At 60.4% G+C, this 15,490-nt stretch carries 11 protein-coding genes; all 11 read left to right on the forward strand.

What is annotated here, in order from left to right:
• Positions 1–17: 17 nt before the first annotated feature.
• The 11 genes from ONB25_06185 to ONB25_06235 all read left to right on the forward strand — a co-directional run bounded on the left by ONB25_06185 (position 18) and on the right by ONB25_06235 (position 15,382).
• A complete protein-coding gene (locus tag ONB25_06185; GenBank protein MDZ7392466.1) occupies positions 18–1,043 on the forward strand; it encodes a pilus assembly protein TadG-related protein in 1,026 nt (341 codons plus the stop codon).
• Positions 1,044–1,342: 299 nt separating this feature from the next.
• Positions 1,343–2,371, forward strand: a complete 1,029-nt coding sequence (locus ONB25_06190) for a pilus assembly protein TadG-related protein (protein MDZ7392467.1) — start codon at positions 1,343–1,345, stop codon at positions 2,369–2,371.
• 244 nt (positions 2,372–2,615) lie between these two features.
• On the forward strand, positions 2,616–3,578 hold the full coding sequence (locus tag ONB25_06195; GenBank protein ID MDZ7392468.1) for an N-acetylmuramoyl-L-alanine amidase: 963 nt from the start codon (positions 2,616–2,618) through the stop codon (positions 3,576–3,578).
• 54 nt (positions 3,579–3,632) lie between these two features.
• Positions 3,633–4,616 (forward strand): TGS domain-containing protein, encoded by a 984-nt coding sequence (locus ONB25_06200; GenBank protein ID MDZ7392469.1) that lies wholly within the window; start codon positions 3,633–3,635, stop codon positions 4,614–4,616.
• A 272-nt stretch (positions 4,617–4,888) separates the two neighbouring features.
• Positions 4,889–7,159, forward strand: coding sequence for a GWxTD domain-containing protein (locus ONB25_06205; protein MDZ7392470.1), 2,271 nt, complete (start codon positions 4,889–4,891; stop codon positions 7,157–7,159).
• A gap of 79 nt (positions 7,160–7,238) precedes the next feature.
• Positions 7,239–7,922 (forward strand): DUF4254 domain-containing protein, encoded by a 684-nt coding sequence (locus ONB25_06210; GenBank protein ID MDZ7392471.1) that lies wholly within the window; start codon positions 7,239–7,241, stop codon positions 7,920–7,922.
• The gene (locus tag ONB25_06215; GenBank protein MDZ7392472.1) at positions 7,919–9,304 is read left to right on the forward strand and encodes a nucleotide excision repair endonuclease; all 1,386 of its coding nucleotides are present in this window, start codon (positions 7,919–7,921) and stop codon (positions 9,302–9,304) included. Before ONB25_06210 ends, ONB25_06215 begins: the two co-directional genes overlap by 4 nt.
• Before the next feature lie 30 nt (positions 9,305–9,334).
• Positions 9,335–11,884 (forward strand): M14 family metallopeptidase, encoded by a 2,550-nt coding sequence (locus ONB25_06220; GenBank protein ID MDZ7392473.1) that lies wholly within the window; start codon positions 9,335–9,337, stop codon positions 11,882–11,884.
• 27 nt (positions 11,885–11,911) lie between these two features.
• Positions 11,912–12,658, forward strand: coding sequence for a hypothetical protein (locus ONB25_06225; GenBank protein ID MDZ7392474.1), 747 nt, complete (start codon positions 11,912–11,914; stop codon positions 12,656–12,658).
• Positions 12,659–12,727: 69 nt separating this feature from the next.
• Positions 12,728–13,069, forward strand: coding sequence for an STAS domain-containing protein (locus tag ONB25_06230; protein MDZ7392475.1), 342 nt, complete (start codon positions 12,728–12,730; stop codon positions 13,067–13,069).
• A 42-nt stretch (positions 13,070–13,111) separates the two neighbouring features.
• A complete protein-coding gene (locus tag ONB25_06235; GenBank protein ID MDZ7392476.1) occupies positions 13,112–15,382 on the forward strand; it encodes a hypothetical protein in 2,271 nt (756 codons plus the stop codon).
• The last annotated feature ends 108 nt before the right edge of the window (positions 15,383–15,490 follow it).

Raw genomic sequence — 15,490 nt, forward strand, 5'->3', positions numbered from 1 at the left:
GTGGAGGTTTTCACGAAATGCATACCAGACCAAAGGCAGGCTCCGCACGGGGTTCCTGTTGTTTTGAGGTGCGCAGGCAGCGAAACTGGTTGCATTGCCAGGGACCAAGGCATGACCAGCGCGGCTCGGCCCTGGCGGTCTCAGCGGTGGCGCTGTTCATTGCATTGTTGGTGTGTGGACTCGCTATCGACGTGGGGGGTATTCTGGTGGCCCGCTCCCAGCTGCAAGCGGCCGCCGATGCTGCTGCCCTGGCCGGCGCACGTGGCCTGCTCAATGGTCGGGAGTCGGCGATTACCACAGCCCAGCACGTGTTTGCCAGCAACAGGATGCAGAATCGCCAACTCTGGCTTGGAGCGGATGAGGTGTTGTTCCCTGGGCCGGGACAGGTGGAGGTGTCCGTCACCCGAAGTGTGCAGCTCTTCTTCTTGCAAGTGGCTCGAATGAGGAGTGTGGACATCTCGGCGCGGGCCGTTGCCGCACTGGGTACGGCGCGGAAGATCGTAGGCATGAAACCATGGGCAGTACCGGACCTCCACTGGGCGCCCGGTGACGAGGTCGTGCTAAAAGCGGGGCCCCAGGGCGAGGTGCCGAGCTGGCGTTATCCGGTCTGTTTTCCGCCGTTGAACAAGGGAACTCCGATTACTGGGGCGGCCGCCTATCAGGAGGCCATACTGAACGGCTCGCAAGTCTCCATCGAAATCGGCGACCAGCTTCTGGTGGAAACCGGGGACATGGTGGGGCCCACGCGGCAAGCCGTCGAACAGCTCTTGGCCATGGACCCTGACGCCTGGTTGAGCGAAAGCGGCATTCAGGGGTCGCGCTTCCCTGGGGACAGTAGCCCCCGCATTTGCAAGATTGCGCTCATCGATCCTAACGCGCTGCCGGAGCCAGGACGCGGCACGGTGACGGTCGTGCGCTTCGGCGTCTTTTTCATCGAAGGGATGCAGGGGCAGTCGCTTGTGGGGCGGTACATGCGTGCGGCCACGATCGGTGAGATAGGAGGCGGGGGCTCGGACCTCTTCTGTGTGAAACTGATTTCCTGATGTGGCCTCGCATCCGTGATCGGCTCCGGACCAATGGTTCTGTGCGGAAACGAAGATGGATCTAGTACGCAGCATTTGCTGCACAAGCGCATGAAATGCTCCGCCTGGAAGGAGGAAGAGGATTCGCGGTTGGCTTTGTAAGGTCTTGAAGAACAATGCGTTTTGCTGGCTGCGCATTTGTGGCACAGCTGTTGCAACTAAGAGGATGGAGAAGTTGACAGGCCGCGTTGTGGTGCGGTGAGGATGGGAGGAGGACGGAGCGCGGCGGGCGTTATGAATGAGGACGCGGAGGGTAAGAGGTGCTGCAGGGTGGCAAGCAAGTCTGTACGGAGGCCTTAGGTCACCGAACGCAGGGTGGCGGTGGGCGACAGGTGAAGGGCCTGTTCGGCGATCAGAAAGGCAGCGCTCTTGCCCTTGCGACTGCAATGATGTTTGTGTTTCTGTGTTGCGCGGGAATGGCCATTGACTTGGGCTCTATTCTCTCCTCGCGCACGCAGTTGCAGTCGGCGGTGGATGCGGCGGCGTTGAGTGGGGCACGCGGACTCATTCAGAACGAGCAGAGGGCCATCTCTTACGCGGTGGCGACCTTCGGTGCAAACAAGCTGCAGAACCGGTCACTGCAGCTCAACGCCGGCGAGGTATCCTTTCCGGCGGCCAACCAAGTTCATGTCTCCGTCACGCGGCCTGTCAACCTCTTTTTCTTGCAGCTCATTGGCTTACGGCGGGTGAACGTTTCCGCAGAGGCGACGGCCATGTGCGGCACCGTACGCAGCACCTACGGGCTGAAGCCTTGGGCCGTGCCCGATGAGCATTGGCAGGTGGGCGACCGGGTGGTGCTCAAAACCAGCCCGCACGGGCACGGCGGAACCCAGGGGAGCTGGCACTATCCGATCTGCTTTCCGCCACTCAACAGAGGCAACCCGGTTCGGGGAGCAGATGCGTACCGGAATAATCTCATCTATGGGGCCTCTTGCAAGGTTGAGATTGGCGACTGGCTGTTGGTGGAGCCCGGCAACATGCAGGGGCCCACGAGTCAAGGTGTAAACGAAATCCTGGCGTTGGACCCAGGGGCCTATTGGGACGGCGACCACATCGCCGGCTCGCGCTACCCTGGCGATAGCAGCCCGCGCGTATGCAAGATTGCCCTCATCGATCCTAATGACGATCCGGGAAATGGCAGAACCGAAGTGAGGGTAATCCGCTTCGGCGTCTTTTTCCTGGAGGGCATGGACGGGCAAGACGTGGTGGGCTACTACATGCGCGCAGCGACCCGCGGGGAGATGGGCCCAGGTGGTTCCGACCTGTTCGCCGTCAAGCTCGTCTCCTGAACGTCTCATCTGGGCGCAGGAAACGATATTGGCATAGAAACTCCCTCTCTACTGCTTCACACTCTCATTCCAGGCCGCTCTTCGGTGACGGAGAGCGGCCTTTGCATTGGGGCACCCCAATCAGTCTTGCTCGCTCCTAGCATTTTTCCCTTGCGAATCCCAGAGATATTGCTATATTTTACAAAGGGCTCGCCTGGAAAGACAGAAACTGCCCGGACAATATAGCGAGGAAGGCATAGCGCGCGTGCGACCTTGTCGGGTGATGGCAGGCAGATCATGTCGGCTGCTGTGGGCGCTCGTGCTCGAGGGTTTTGTGGCCTGCGCTGCGGTTACCGTCTTGCCCCCGCAGGCAACGAGAATCGCGCACGTCAGCTACCGCGCCGGCACCGTCGCAGTAGAGTTCTCCTACAGGGGTCATGTGTCCGTGCGACAGCATCGGTGGGGGCAGCGCCTCATCCTCGACCTTTCGCCCTGCTTGGTGGATAGGGCAGGGGCGGTGCGGGTCGGGGATGAGTACGTGGTGGAATACCATTGGGCGCAACACGATCTGAGGACGGTCCGCGTGGTGGTTACACCCCAGGTGGGTAAAGACGCCCGTGTGCGACTGCAACGCGACCGCCTGGTGGTGATGGTGGGGGGCGGAACGACTCCCCGGCCTGCGCAGCGACCGCTTATGGTGCTGATAGACCCCGGCCATGGGGGCAGCGATACAGGAGGAAGGGGAAGGCGCGGTACCTTGGAAAAGGACGTGACCCTGGACATATCACTCCGACTGGCGCGCCGGTTGCTGGCCGACCGTCGATTTGATGTGCGCATGACCAGAATCGATGACACTGGGCCCTCGCTTGCGGCCAGACGCGACATGGTGCGGGCGTTGCAGCCCGATCTACTGATCTCGGTGCACGTGAATGCCTCTCGGAACCCGGAAAAGTCCAAGACCGAGGTCTACTACTACGGAAGCGCCAGCCGCGATTTGGCGAGGCACGTAGGCCTTGCCCTAATGAACACCTTAGGAACGGAGGAGCTCGTCTTCGGCAGTCGCGCATTCTACGTGCTACGTTCCAACGGCGCGTCGTATTCGATCCTGGTGGAGCCCCTTTACCTTTCCAATGACCAGGATGAACGGCTCCTCGCCAGTGCGGCCGGCCGGGAGCGCATTGCCAGGGTCCTGCACAGTGCCCTTGTGAGCTACTTCCGTCAGAGGTGAGCGCGGCCCGAGGGGGAGGAATGACAAGAGGCTTTTTCGGAGGTAAATGCGGTCGTGCCAGCCAATTTGACCCCCGAATACCTGGACGCCGAGCGCGAGTATAAACAGGCGCGCACGCCCCAGGACCGCCTCGAAGCCCTGCGCAAGATGCTGGCGACTGTGCCCAAGCACAAGGGGACAGAGAAGCTCCAGGCTGACATCAAGCGCCGCATCTCCAAGTTGATGGAGGAGATGCAGAAGTCCTCCAGGCGCAAGGGATTTGCCATATCGGTGCCGAAAGAGGGAGCAGGGCAGGTCGCCTTGGTAGGGGCGCCCAATACCGGCAAGTCGCGGCTGGTGGCTGCATTGACTCACGCCACGCCGGAGGTCGCGCCCTACCCTTTCACCACGCGCTCCCCCTATCCTGCCATGATGCCTTTCGAAAACGTGCAGGTGCAGTTGGTGGATCTGCCTCCCTTCTATGCTCAGCACCTGGAGCCGTGGGTGGCCGGCATCGTGAGGACAGCAGACGCGGCACTCATCGTCTTCGACCTGGGCTGTGATGACCCGCTGGAACAGCTGGAGGAAACCTTCCGCCTGCTGCGAGAGTGCAAGATCAAACCTGTTGCCGGCGAGCCGGTAGTCGACCCTTGGGCCAGCGTGGTGGAAAAGAAATGCCTGTTGGTGGCGAACAAAGCCGATGTGCCTGGGGCAGCGGAAAACTTTGTGGTGCTCCAAGAACTGTACGGCGATACCTATCCCATGTTGCCAGTTTCTGCCGAGCGTGGGGATGGCATTGAGCAGCTGCGGCGGGGGATTTTCCGCATGCTCAACGTACTGCGCGTGTACTCCAAGCCGCCGGGCAAGGAGGCGGACCTTTCCCGTCCATTTGTGCTCAGGCGGCCGGCGACTCTCTTGCAGTTCGCCAACTTGGTGCATCACGACTTTGGCGAGAAATTGCGCTACGCGCGTGTATGGGGCGATGGCAAGTTTGATGGCCAGCGCGTCACCAAAGAGTACGAGCTCCAGGATGGCGACGTGGTGGAGCTACACATCTGAGACCAGCTGCCAGGAAGCTCCCGGTGCACTAAAACGCAGCCACTCACGTGACGTGAATGGAGGCGTTCAGGGATACAGGCAGCCCGCGTGAGGGCGCGGCGTCTGTGCCTCACTGCCTTGGCCAGGTAATGGGCGTCTTGCAATGCCGGCGTATGCCGATCTATGGTGAGCTTGCGGCGTTACGCCCCAGGGCGAGCGTTAGATTGACTGCGGTGGTCTGTCGGTGAGGGAGCGCAACGCCGCATCGAGCCGTCGAGCGCGTGGGAAATCACATGTCAAACAACTTGTGCAGGTTAGCATGCGCACTTGCCGTGGCCTGCGGAGTCTTTTTTCCGCGGGGCGATGGTCACGGCCAGACGGAAGCTCTGTTGGTACGCGCTGACTCTTTGCGCAGCCGCGGAGAATTGCGCGCTGCGCAACAGCTTTACGAAAAAGTTCTCAAGGCTGACAAGTCGTCGCTGGAGGCACGCGTCGGCCTGGGCAAGGTGGCGGTGGCCAAAGAGGACTGGGGTGAGGCCATCGATCATTTCGGCGCCGTCCTGGAGCGCGCACCCGACAACCTTGAGGCGCACTACTACCGCGGTATCTGTTATCGGGAAAGCGGCAAATTCAAGGCCCTACTCCTGCGAAAACTGGACTGGAACAAGGCCGAGAAGCACTTCAAAGAAGTGCTGGCCCGCGACTCTTTGTTCCAGGACGTGCTTTACCAGTACGCGGTACTGTGCCGGTACCGCGGGCGGTACATGGAGGCCATCCAGGCAGCTCATGACCAGCTGCGACTTCGTCCGGAACTGGTCGAGCCACAGGTAAAAATCTTTCGTCTCTACCGCTACCTTATCTCGCACACGGGCACGGACACGGCGCTTAGCTGGCTCGCGGAACAGCCCTGGGAGCATGCGCGCTACTGTCGGGCCGAGGCACTGCGCCGTGCCGGAAACCTCAGCGTAGCCGACTCGCTGTTACAGAGCCTTTTGTTAGAACCCCTCAACATGCCTCGACAGCCCATCTATTTGTCGCTGGCTCGCGTCTACTACGAGCGCGGCCAGACCACCCAAGGTGAACGCTTTTTCTGGCGTGCTGTGGAAGAGATCGCTGGCAAAGTGGAAGCCGATCTGGTCTTCGAGGACGTGAAGTACGTACTGAATGACCAGGAGCTTGTGCTCTATCGCTCTTTGGAGGCACCGGATTCGCTCAAGGCCTTCTTCCGCGTGGTGTGGACTGAGCGCAACCCCACTCCGGCGGCAGAGACCAATTGTCGCCTTGCGGAACACTACCGCAGACTCCTCTTCGCCGAGAAAAACTATGAGTACGACGGTTTTCGTACGCGCTTCAACAACCCAGACAAACTCAGCCGCCTGCAATTCTCAAAGATCAGTCAGCTGAACGAGGAGTTTAATGACAAGGGGCTGATTTACATCCGCCACGGGGAGCCGGATGAGAGGGCAGTGACCCTCGGTCAGGATGTGGAGGCCAATGAATCGTGGTTGTACTACCAGACGCCGTTCAACCCGCGCATGACGTTTCACTTCATGCTAGAAAACTCGCCCACAGCGTGGCGTTTGGCCCCATACATTGATAACCCGCGCATGCTTGAGGACCGCCTCACCTGGGGCGGGGAGTACGCGCGCCTGTTGCGGGCCGACCAGCTGGAGCGACTGAGCTTGGTGGAGCAGATGGCGCAGCAGAGTCAGAAAGCGGTTGCGGTTGCTCTCTCCACTGACCGTCACACGTGGGCCAAGGCTATTCAGCCCCTCGAGGTGCCGTTTCTGCTCGCCGCTTTCCGGGGGGAGCAAGGCGGGCCGCGCCTGGAGCTGTGCTTTGCAGTTCCCTTGCGCCAACTGGCCCAACGCGCCGCACAGGAGATGCGGCTGGTGCACATAGACCATGGCGTTGCGGTATTCGACCGCGCCTTGAGACCGGTGAGTCAGGAACGAAAGACCGTCGAGGTGGACCCACACCGCAGCACAGCGGCCTACCTGGAGCTCCTGCAGTTTCATCTTCCGGCTGGCACCTACAACATCGGTTTTCATGTGCAGGTGCGCGAATTGAACATGCTGGGCGGCTTCAAGCTGCAACGCACGGTGGAGGAGTTTTCAGAAGGCAGCCTGAACATGAGTGACCTGTTGTTGGCCAGTCGCATCTCGGCAGCAATGCGGCCTTCCAGTTTTGTCCGGCAGGACCTGGAGGTAATTCCGAACCCCACGCATACTTTTTCCCTGCAGCAGCCTGTCTACGTCTACTTTGAAATCTACGGCCTCACGCGTGACCAGAGTGGCCACACTGCCTACGTACTGGAATACCGCCTCGATCCGGTCAAGCAAGGCAAGAAGGGGGCGCGCAGCGGGTTTGGCCTTTTCGGCGGGGGAGAGAAACCTTCCCTGTCTATTCGTGCCCAACGAGAGGGAGACGGAGAATTTGCCGCCGAGCATGTGGCCATCGATGCGAGCAAGGTGCCAAAGGGACAGTACCGTCTCACGGTCAAGGTGAGCGACCGGCAGTCCGGCCAGACAAAGGAGCGCTCGGTTGATGTGAGGCTTCTCTGAGACTGGGGGAAAGCTCAAGCGAGTATCTGGACAGATGGGAGCGCAGCGCAGACAGAAGGTGGCAGCAAAACGGTTTGGCATGCTACGTGGAGCTGCAAAACCTGCACAAGCGAGGGACGAGGCAACCCGTCGGCTCATTGAACTCGCACGCGTGGAGGAGCTGGCGACACAGCTTGACAGCTGGACAGAGCTTTGGCATCGCGAACCTGCGGAGGAAGAGGAGGCGACCGTCGGTTTTCTCGGGCTGTTGAAACGCTTGCACCTATGCAACTTCAAGCTGTGGCACGAGGAGGACGAAGCACGTAGGGAGGACGTGCCAGATGCCGTGATTGTGCAGCATAAGCGAGCCATCGACCGTTGGAACCAGCATCGCAACGACACCATCGAGCAGTTGGACGAGTTTCTGCTCGCTGCCCTGGTGCGGGAAGGGGTGCGTGTCCGTTGCGATGCAGAGCAGAACTCTGAAACGCCCGGGAGTATCCTCGATCGGCTTTCCATTGCATCGCTCAAGATCTACCACATGGCCGAGCAGGCGGGCCGCACTGACGTCGACGTTCAGCACCGGCAGGTGTGCGCCGCCAAACACAAAGTGCTCCGTGAACAGCGCCAGGACCTGCTGGTCTGTTTCGAACGCCTTCTTGTTGAACTGCTCTCCGGGCAAAAGCGGCTCAAGCTCTATAAGCAGTTCAAGATGTACAACGACCCCACGCTGAATCCGGCCTTATACTCTGCACGGAAACGCCAGGGGGGGAAGGCCCCGTGAAGGAAAAGCTTTACGCCTACCTCACGCATCGGCAAAGCGCCGTTTCTTCCGTACAGCTTGTCAGGGACGTGTTGAGAATTCAGGGAGCCACGGCGCAGCTGGCGGATACCTTGATTGCCAGCGCCGTGGAGGGCGATCCGCGTTTCGAGCGTACCACAACAGGGTGGAAGGTAGCAGGATACGCGCTGGATCAGGTACGCTTCACGGTGTTGCAGCAAAGCAAGGAACCATCGCGAATTGCCTTCGCCTTAGTCGAAAGGATGAGACTGCAGAACAAAGGGGTTGTGGAAATCCTGCCGTCGCCTATGAGCGCAAGGGTGACTTGGGACCGTCCCCTGCTCGGCGACCTGGAGGAAACGGACCCGCTCGCCTACCTGGTGAACGTGGTGCAGGGCGGTTGCGTGGTCGAGTTCAAGGGTGCCGCAGGTTTGCGCATGCTGAACAGTCTGAGCGTGCGGGAGGGCGTAGGCGAGATAGAGTGCGACCATCTTTCGCTCCAGGGCCTCGCCCTGGGGGAACTCGGGGTCCGGTATGCTTCGCCCGAGGCGTTGGCCAAGGGGCTCCGGGTGAGCGTCCACCTGGATGAGAGGGGTGTGGTACCGGTTGACCTCCTCGCTGAGCTGCTCCTTGTTCTGCTGGAGCGGTGCCGAAACAAGGGGCTCAGTACGCTGGAGGAGATTCTTCAGTTGGCCGAACCACCGGCGCCGCCGGCTACATGGGCAAGGCTCCGGTTCGGCCCGGATTTCCTGCGGCAGGTGCCGCAGCTCCCCGGGGCATACCTCATGGTTAGTCAGATGGGTGAAGTCCTGTACGTGGGGAAGGCCCGCAACCTGCGCCAACGCCTCCGCAGCTACTTTCAGCCCACGCATGCGGAGGAAACAAAGGTTGCACTCCTGCACCGGCACCTCTACGACATTCGTATCGAGCCGGTTGGCTCGGAACTGGAGGCGCTGCTGCTGGAGCACAGGCTCATTAGGCAATATGACCCGCCAGTGAATCGGCAGGTGGCGGTGCATCCACGGACGGTGCGATCCAGCACGCGCTCAAACTGCATTGTCGTGATGCCCTCCGTGGCGCCGGGTGCCGTGGAGCTGTTTCTTGCATCGAGGAGCGGTTTGTTCCGCCAGATGCGGGTGGTACCCCCAGTCCCCGAGCAGCACGTCCAGGCACTTCTCGCCGAGATTTACTTTGCCGCCCAGGCGCCGCAACCGAAAGAGTTGGAGCTGGAGCTCAGCGAAATCATGTTCAGCTGGCTGGAACAGCACAGAGACAGCGTGAGTTGGATCGAGGTAGATGGCACGGCTGGCTTGCACGATTGTCTGCGCCTGGTCAGGCTGCACGTGGAGCGCTTCGAGCCGGGCATCAGGCAGATCTTTCGCTAAGAGGTGCATCGGCAAATTCGAGGACAGAAGGTGGGAGTGAGTCTCCGGGCGCGGATCAGCCGGCTGGTTGTGTTACCCTGCCTACTTCTTCAGGTGGCTCCTGGCAGAGCAGGAGTCCCTTCTCCAGAGGAGTTTTTCGGCTTCCGCGTGGGGAGTGAGGGCCTGCTTCTGGACTATGACCAGTTGCGCTCTTATTTCTATGTTCTCTCCCAGTCTTCCCCTCGCATTCGACTCCATGAGGTCGGCCGCACTACCGAAGGGAGACCGTTTCTTGTGGCGGTGATTAGCTCTGTCGCCAACCTAGCGCGTGAGTCCTACTTCCGTGCGCTCCAAGCCAGACTCGCGGACGCACGCGTCACGAGCCAGGAGCAAGCCGAGCGCCTCTGCTCCGAGGCGCGCGGGGTGGTGGACATAAACTGCAGCATTCACCCCACCGAAGTGGGGGCTTCCCAAATGGCGGCAGAGCTCGCCTATGAACTTCTCAGCGAAGAATCGCCACGCGCCGAGCTGGTGCGCAACGAGGTGATCGCGCTGCTCATCCCAGCTCACAACCCAGATGGGCTTGAGCTGGTGGCAGACTGGTACCGCAAGTATGTGGGTACGCCCTATGAGGGGACTTTGCCGCCGTTTCTCTATCACCGTTACACTGGGCATGACCTAAACCGCGATTGGTTCATGCTCACTCAGGTGGAGACGGGGTTGACGGTGGACAGTGTGTACAACGCCTGGCGGCCGCATGTGGTAGTGGACATGCATCAGATGGGCTCACAGGGAGCACGGTTGTTTGTGCCACCTTACGTGGATCCCATTGACCCAAATGTGGACCCAGTGTTGCAGGCAGCCATGACGGCACTTGGGGCGCATGTTGCGTTAGAGCTCACTGTTCAGGGTTATGCAGGGGTCATCACGCACTCCGGCTTCGATGCATGGACACCGGCGCGTGCTTATCCAAATTACCACGGCGGCATCAGGTTTCTTGTCGAGACGGCGAGTTGCCTCCTGGCCAGCTCGGTCCAGGTGACGCCTCAGGCGGATAGCGGGCGTCGGGGCGAAGGTTTGAGCAGAAGTTGGAACTTGCCCCTCCCATGGCCTGGCGGTCCCTGGACCCTGCGCCACATCGTGGACTATGACAAAGCGGTGGCATGGGCCGTGTTGGAGCACGTGGCGCGCAACCGCGTGCTTTGGGTGCGCAACGCTTACACAGTGGCTCAGAATGCCCTACGGGCACGGGATGAGGTTTCCGCCTTCGTAGTACCTCGCGACCAGCCAGATCCGCCTGCGGCGCTCCAGATGCTGCAGACGTTGCGCCGCGGTCTGGTGGAAATCTACGAGGCACAAGCACCGTTCACCATCGGGGGCTGTTGTTACGCAGCAGGCACGTATGTCATCCCGCTCGCGCAACCGTACGGAGGCTACGCGCGTACGTTGTTGGAGCCCACCGTGTACCGGCCACCGCGCGTTCATCCCGACGGTCCTCCCGCCGAGCCCTATGACGTCACAGCCCACCAGCTGCCGCTGCTGATGGGAGTACGGGTGGAGAAAGTGTCGGGGCCGTTGCCGGCGGGCCTGCACCTGAAGCCAGCCGCACTGGAGCCCATGGGAGGCGTTCGAGAGCAGAGGAAGGCTTTCGCCTATCTGCTTGCGCCGCACACCCATTCCCACGCCGCAGCAAATCTGGTTATGCGTACCGGCGGGCACGTTTTCTGGGCCTCTGAACCCTTCACTGCAGCAGGACTGCTCTGGCCTGAAGGCACGTTTGTATTAGAAAACGTGGAGCATTGGCAGACATTGGATAGCCTAGCGCGCCAGGCAGGCCTGGAGCTTGTCCCTGTAGACAGCCCGCTCCGGGTCCAACTTCGGCGCATCGCGTCGCCGCGAATAGCCGTGTATGAGAGCTATGTGGCCGCCGCAGATGAGGGTTGGCTTCGCTGGGTGTTGGAGAAGGAGGGGTTTTCTTACCAGTCGGTGCACGACGTAGATATCAGAGCGGGTGACCTTGCCAGGCGTTTCGACGTGGTCCTCCTTCCCAGCCTTAGCGAGCGGGCCCTTCGAGAGGGACTCAGCGCGGATCGCTACCCGCGTGCCTTTGCTGGTGGCCTTGGCCAGGAGGGGATTGAGCAACTTCGACACTTCGTGGCCCACGGTGGGACGCTCATCGCGCTGGGCACGGCGTGTGAACTGCCGTTGCGCCACTGTGCACTCCCCGTGCGCAATGTGCTCGAGGGAAAAGAGGGCCAGAGATTCCGCTGTCCGGGCTCGCTGGTGCGGATGCGATGCGATCCCCACCATCCCCTCTGTTATGGCATGCAGGAGGAGGGAGCTGCTTTCGTCACCGAGAAGATGGCGTTTGATCCCTCCTCGTGTGAGGCGCCAATCACTTTCGCAACGAACGGACTGTTGCTGAGCGGGTGGTTGGAGGGAGAAGACCTCATCGCCAATCGAGCTGCTGTGGCGGCATGTTCCATGGGCAAGGGCAGGGTCGTCCTCTTCGGATTCAGGCCCCACTTTCGGGCCTGGACCGTGGGGACCTTTCGGGTGCTCTTCAATGCGCTGTACTGGGGATCGCTCAGGGAGCAGTAGAGTGGCAATCGGACTCGCGGAGGACCAGTGGCTGCCCAACTCTTCGGACCGCAGGTGAGCGCATACGTAGTGACCATTCGCAACTGGCGCGTGGCCAGGGCCGTGCGTCGTTACCTGCAAACGTCGGATCGGTTCGCCACTCTATTCGAGGGGTTTGTCCGCGAACTGGGTGCGCCTGTCGAGGAGCTCCGGGCGGTGCGCGCTATGCTTGACGACGTCCATCGCGACTTGACGCTTGTGTTCCGTCGCCCGGACGATATCGCCGCGGGTAGATTCGAGCCAGTGGCAAAGTTCACTCCCGAAGGTGCCGAGCTGCGCATGCTTATCAATGTGGAGCTCCTCCGGCACAAGATGATGGTGGTAGAAGAGTACCGCTGCGGCGTGGGCTACTACCGGGACGACCTTCAGGGCGCTCAGGTTCTCCAAGAAACCTTGTCCACCAACCTGGTGAATATCAAAGTGCTCTTCGATGAGGGGCGCGAGCTGCTCTTGGAGCTTGTGGACTCGAACAAAGAGAACGTGGTCTTGCTTGCGTGGATGCTTGAGGAGCCGGAAGAGGTCCTGGTCGGCTTGGGGGTGTCCACGCAGGCATTGCTGGCGCGCCTGTTTGGACCGGAGCATGTTCCGGATGTCTATCGCAAAGTGGGGGAGTACTACCTGGAAAGCGGGTGGGGCGAACGCGCGGCGCGGGTGCTCGCCGAAGGGGCGCGGTTCAAGGACAGCTTCGTGCCCCCACCCGAGGCGGCACCGGCGACGCTCACCGATGAGAAATGAGTTGCAATCTTGGGTGGAAATTCGTAAATTGCATACGCTGTCGGAGCTGATCAACTTGTGGAGGGTGAGATGGCAATCAAAGAACAGATGCATGGCAACGTGGCAGTCCTGCAACTCAAGGGCAACCTGATGGGGGGACCGGAAACGCTGGAGGTCCACGAAAAGGTGAAGGAGTTGGTCGGAAAGGGGATCAACCGCGTCGTGATGGACTTGTCCAAGGTCAAGTGGGTGAACAGCTCGGGTCTGGGTGCCATGATGGGTGCCATGACCACTGTGCGCAATGCTCAGGGGGACCTTCGCCTCTCAGGGGTGACGGAAAAAGTGCAAAGCCTGTTGATGATTACGAAGTTGGTCACGATTTTCGATACGTTTCCGACCGTGGAAGAGGCGGTCGCCAGCTTCGGCAAGTAAGAGGTTCCATCAGGGGTAAGTAGAGCACAGAAAGGAGCAGCGATGCGTGCCGAGCACCAGCGTTGCCGCATGCCATGCGCCGTGGCAATCGCCCTGCTTCTGGGCGGGCCCCTGTCTGCCTCCGACCTGCAGAGGCCCTATGACCCGGTTGTGGTAGACGGGCGATCTTTACCCCTATTGGTGGGGTCGCAGGTGGAGCAGATCCGGGTCTATGCCTATCGCGCCAATACTGGGCAATGGGAGCCCATTCCCTTCCAGATAGACGAACGTGACAACCAGAACACCTACTTCAATGGCACGTACAACGGGGTATTGGACTCTCTGGATCAGGTGGTCTTCATGGCGAGCGACCTGGGCGATGTGGCACCGGAAGACGGGTGGGTTGCCGATAATGCGGCCCGCTTCAATGTCCGCTACTTGGTGACGGTGGCCGACACACTTGGCGGTCTGCGGCAAGGGTATGCCTACCTCTACCTTTCGCCAGAGCTTGCAGCCTCGCCATTGCAATACATGAGCTATAACCCAGCCACCGACCTGGTCACAGGTGTGAGCTATGCCATCCAGAATGGGGTCAAAGGGTTTGCCGACTTTTTGGCCATCAATGCGGCGGCAGGGGGCGACGGGCTCGATTTTCTGGACCGGCAGAAGTTTCGTCTTCAGGTGAGCGTGTATGGACTCAATATCGAGCCGTTTCACGAAGACCACCCTTGGCTTTCTCTCCGCAGGGTAGACTATCGTGGTGGTGCAGTGCGGTTGATGCGGTCGCAGGTGCTGCTTTTCAGTGGCTCGGTTTTTGGGGTTACCTTTTCCGACAGCCTTAAGCTGGTCACCACCTATTACCCGCACTTTGCCTACATGTCCACCGGTGAACGGTCGCTGGTGGCTATCCCCAACGTGAGCATCCGCATGCTCCGGTTTTCCTATGACCTGAATTCGCGGGCCTTTGGCATGGTGTTTTACAACCCTTGGAACCTCGCCGGTAATCGCATCAACGCGATCGAGGCCGCGGGCTTTAATGCCACCTTGCTTTGGCCAGGGCTGAACTGGTACCTCATCACCGCCGACCCGAGCTATCCGGGGAGCGCCTTGCAGAGGGCCTCCGTGGTAGGGATTGTGGGGTTGGGAGGGAACCCGATCAGTGACCGATATCGTTTGTTCTACCGCGACAACTCGTCCCCGGAGTCTCCGAACACCGGTGAAGATGGTTCCTACGGCGAGACGGGGATAATCCTCGAAGACGACCAGACGATGCAGGGCACGCTCAACTTGACATATTGGAGCTACTATCTTCCGGAAAACCTCACCTATCAGCAGGCGGAACAAATAGCTGCACAGGCAGCAGCCCCCTTGGTGGCGTGGGGTGTGCCCGAATACTTCGATTTTACTCCGCCGGCTCGCGTAGCTGACTTAGGGGTCGTGGATGCCCAAGACACGTTCGTCATACTGAGCTTGACCGCCCCTGGAGACGACCAGTGGATGGGTGGCGCGGCCACAAGCTATGAAATTCGCTACCACACCGAGCCGGTGGGGGCCGACACAGCCGCGTGGTGGGAGGCGGCAACGCCCGTGGCCGGAGTACCCGACCCCGTAGAGCCAGGTCTGGCCCAGACAGTGGCGGTTGTCGGTCTGCAGCAGAACACGACCTACTACTTCCTGTTGGTCGCCTTCGATAATGTGGGAAATGCATCTCCGTACTCCAATGTGGCCTCCGCGACCACACTGCCAGTGGAGCTATCGAGGTTTGTCGCGCGGGCGGGCGAAGGGCAGGTGGTGTTAGAGTGGACTACCCAAACCGAAAGCAACAACTACGGCTTTGAAGTGCAACGACAGGACGGGCGGAGTCTGGAGTGGAAAGTGGTGGGTTTCGTCCCCGGATCGGGCACAACTTCCAGACCGCATACCTATTGCTTTGTGGACCGAAGGCTCAGCGCTCGCACTTATTACTACCGACTGAAACAGGTCGATAACGACGGCACGTTCACTTTCTCGCCGGTGGTAGAGGTTGTGGTTGCGCCACCTGCCTCTTCGGCGCTCGTGGGTAATTACCCGAACCCGTTCAACCCTGGGACGGAGATCTCCTATCGGGTGGGGAAGGGCCCTCAGGATGGTCCGGTGCAGGTGCGCCTTGTGCTTTACAACATGCTCGGTCAAGAGATCGCGACCTTGGTGGATGGCCTGATGGAGCCTGGGTGGTATACCGTGACCTGGGACGGACGTGATGCATTCGGCCGCTCCGCGGGATCAGGGTTGTACATCTGTCGGTTCCAGGCGGGCCAATTCGCCGCGTCAATGAAGATGCTTAAGATGCAATGAGGGGCCTTTTGCGGTATGTGGCGCATGGGTTGCCGCGACGGGATTGGCAGGCATAAGGCGAGTGGCTTGCCATGCCACGATGGTAGTACTTGTGAAAGGTTAGTAAGA

The organism is candidate division KSB1 bacterium (genome assembly GCA_034506335.1).
GTDB lineage: Bacteria > Zhuqueibacterota > Zhuqueibacteria > JANLFK01 > Oleimicrobiaceae > Oleimicrobium.

Excerpts from the sequence above, each read along its gene's own strand:
- ONB25_06230 (MDZ7392475.1), top strand. The coding sequence starts at position 12,728 with ATGGCAATCAAAGAACAGATGCATGGCAACGTGGCAGTCCTGCAACTC.
- ONB25_06210 (MDZ7392471.1), top strand. The coding sequence starts at position 7,239 with ATGCTACGTGGAGCTGCAAAACCTGCACAAGCGAGGGACGAGGCAACC.
- ONB25_06185 (MDZ7392466.1), top strand. The coding sequence starts at position 18 with ATGCATACCAGACCAAAGGCAGGCTCCGCACGGGGTTCCTGTTGTTTT.
- ONB25_06235 (MDZ7392476.1), top strand. The coding sequence starts at position 13,112 with ATGCGTGCCGAGCACCAGCGTTGCCGCATGCCATGCGCCGTGGCAATC.
- ONB25_06205 (MDZ7392470.1), top strand. The coding sequence starts at position 4,889 with ATGTCAAACAACTTGTGCAGGTTAGCATGCGCACTTGCCGTGGCCTGC.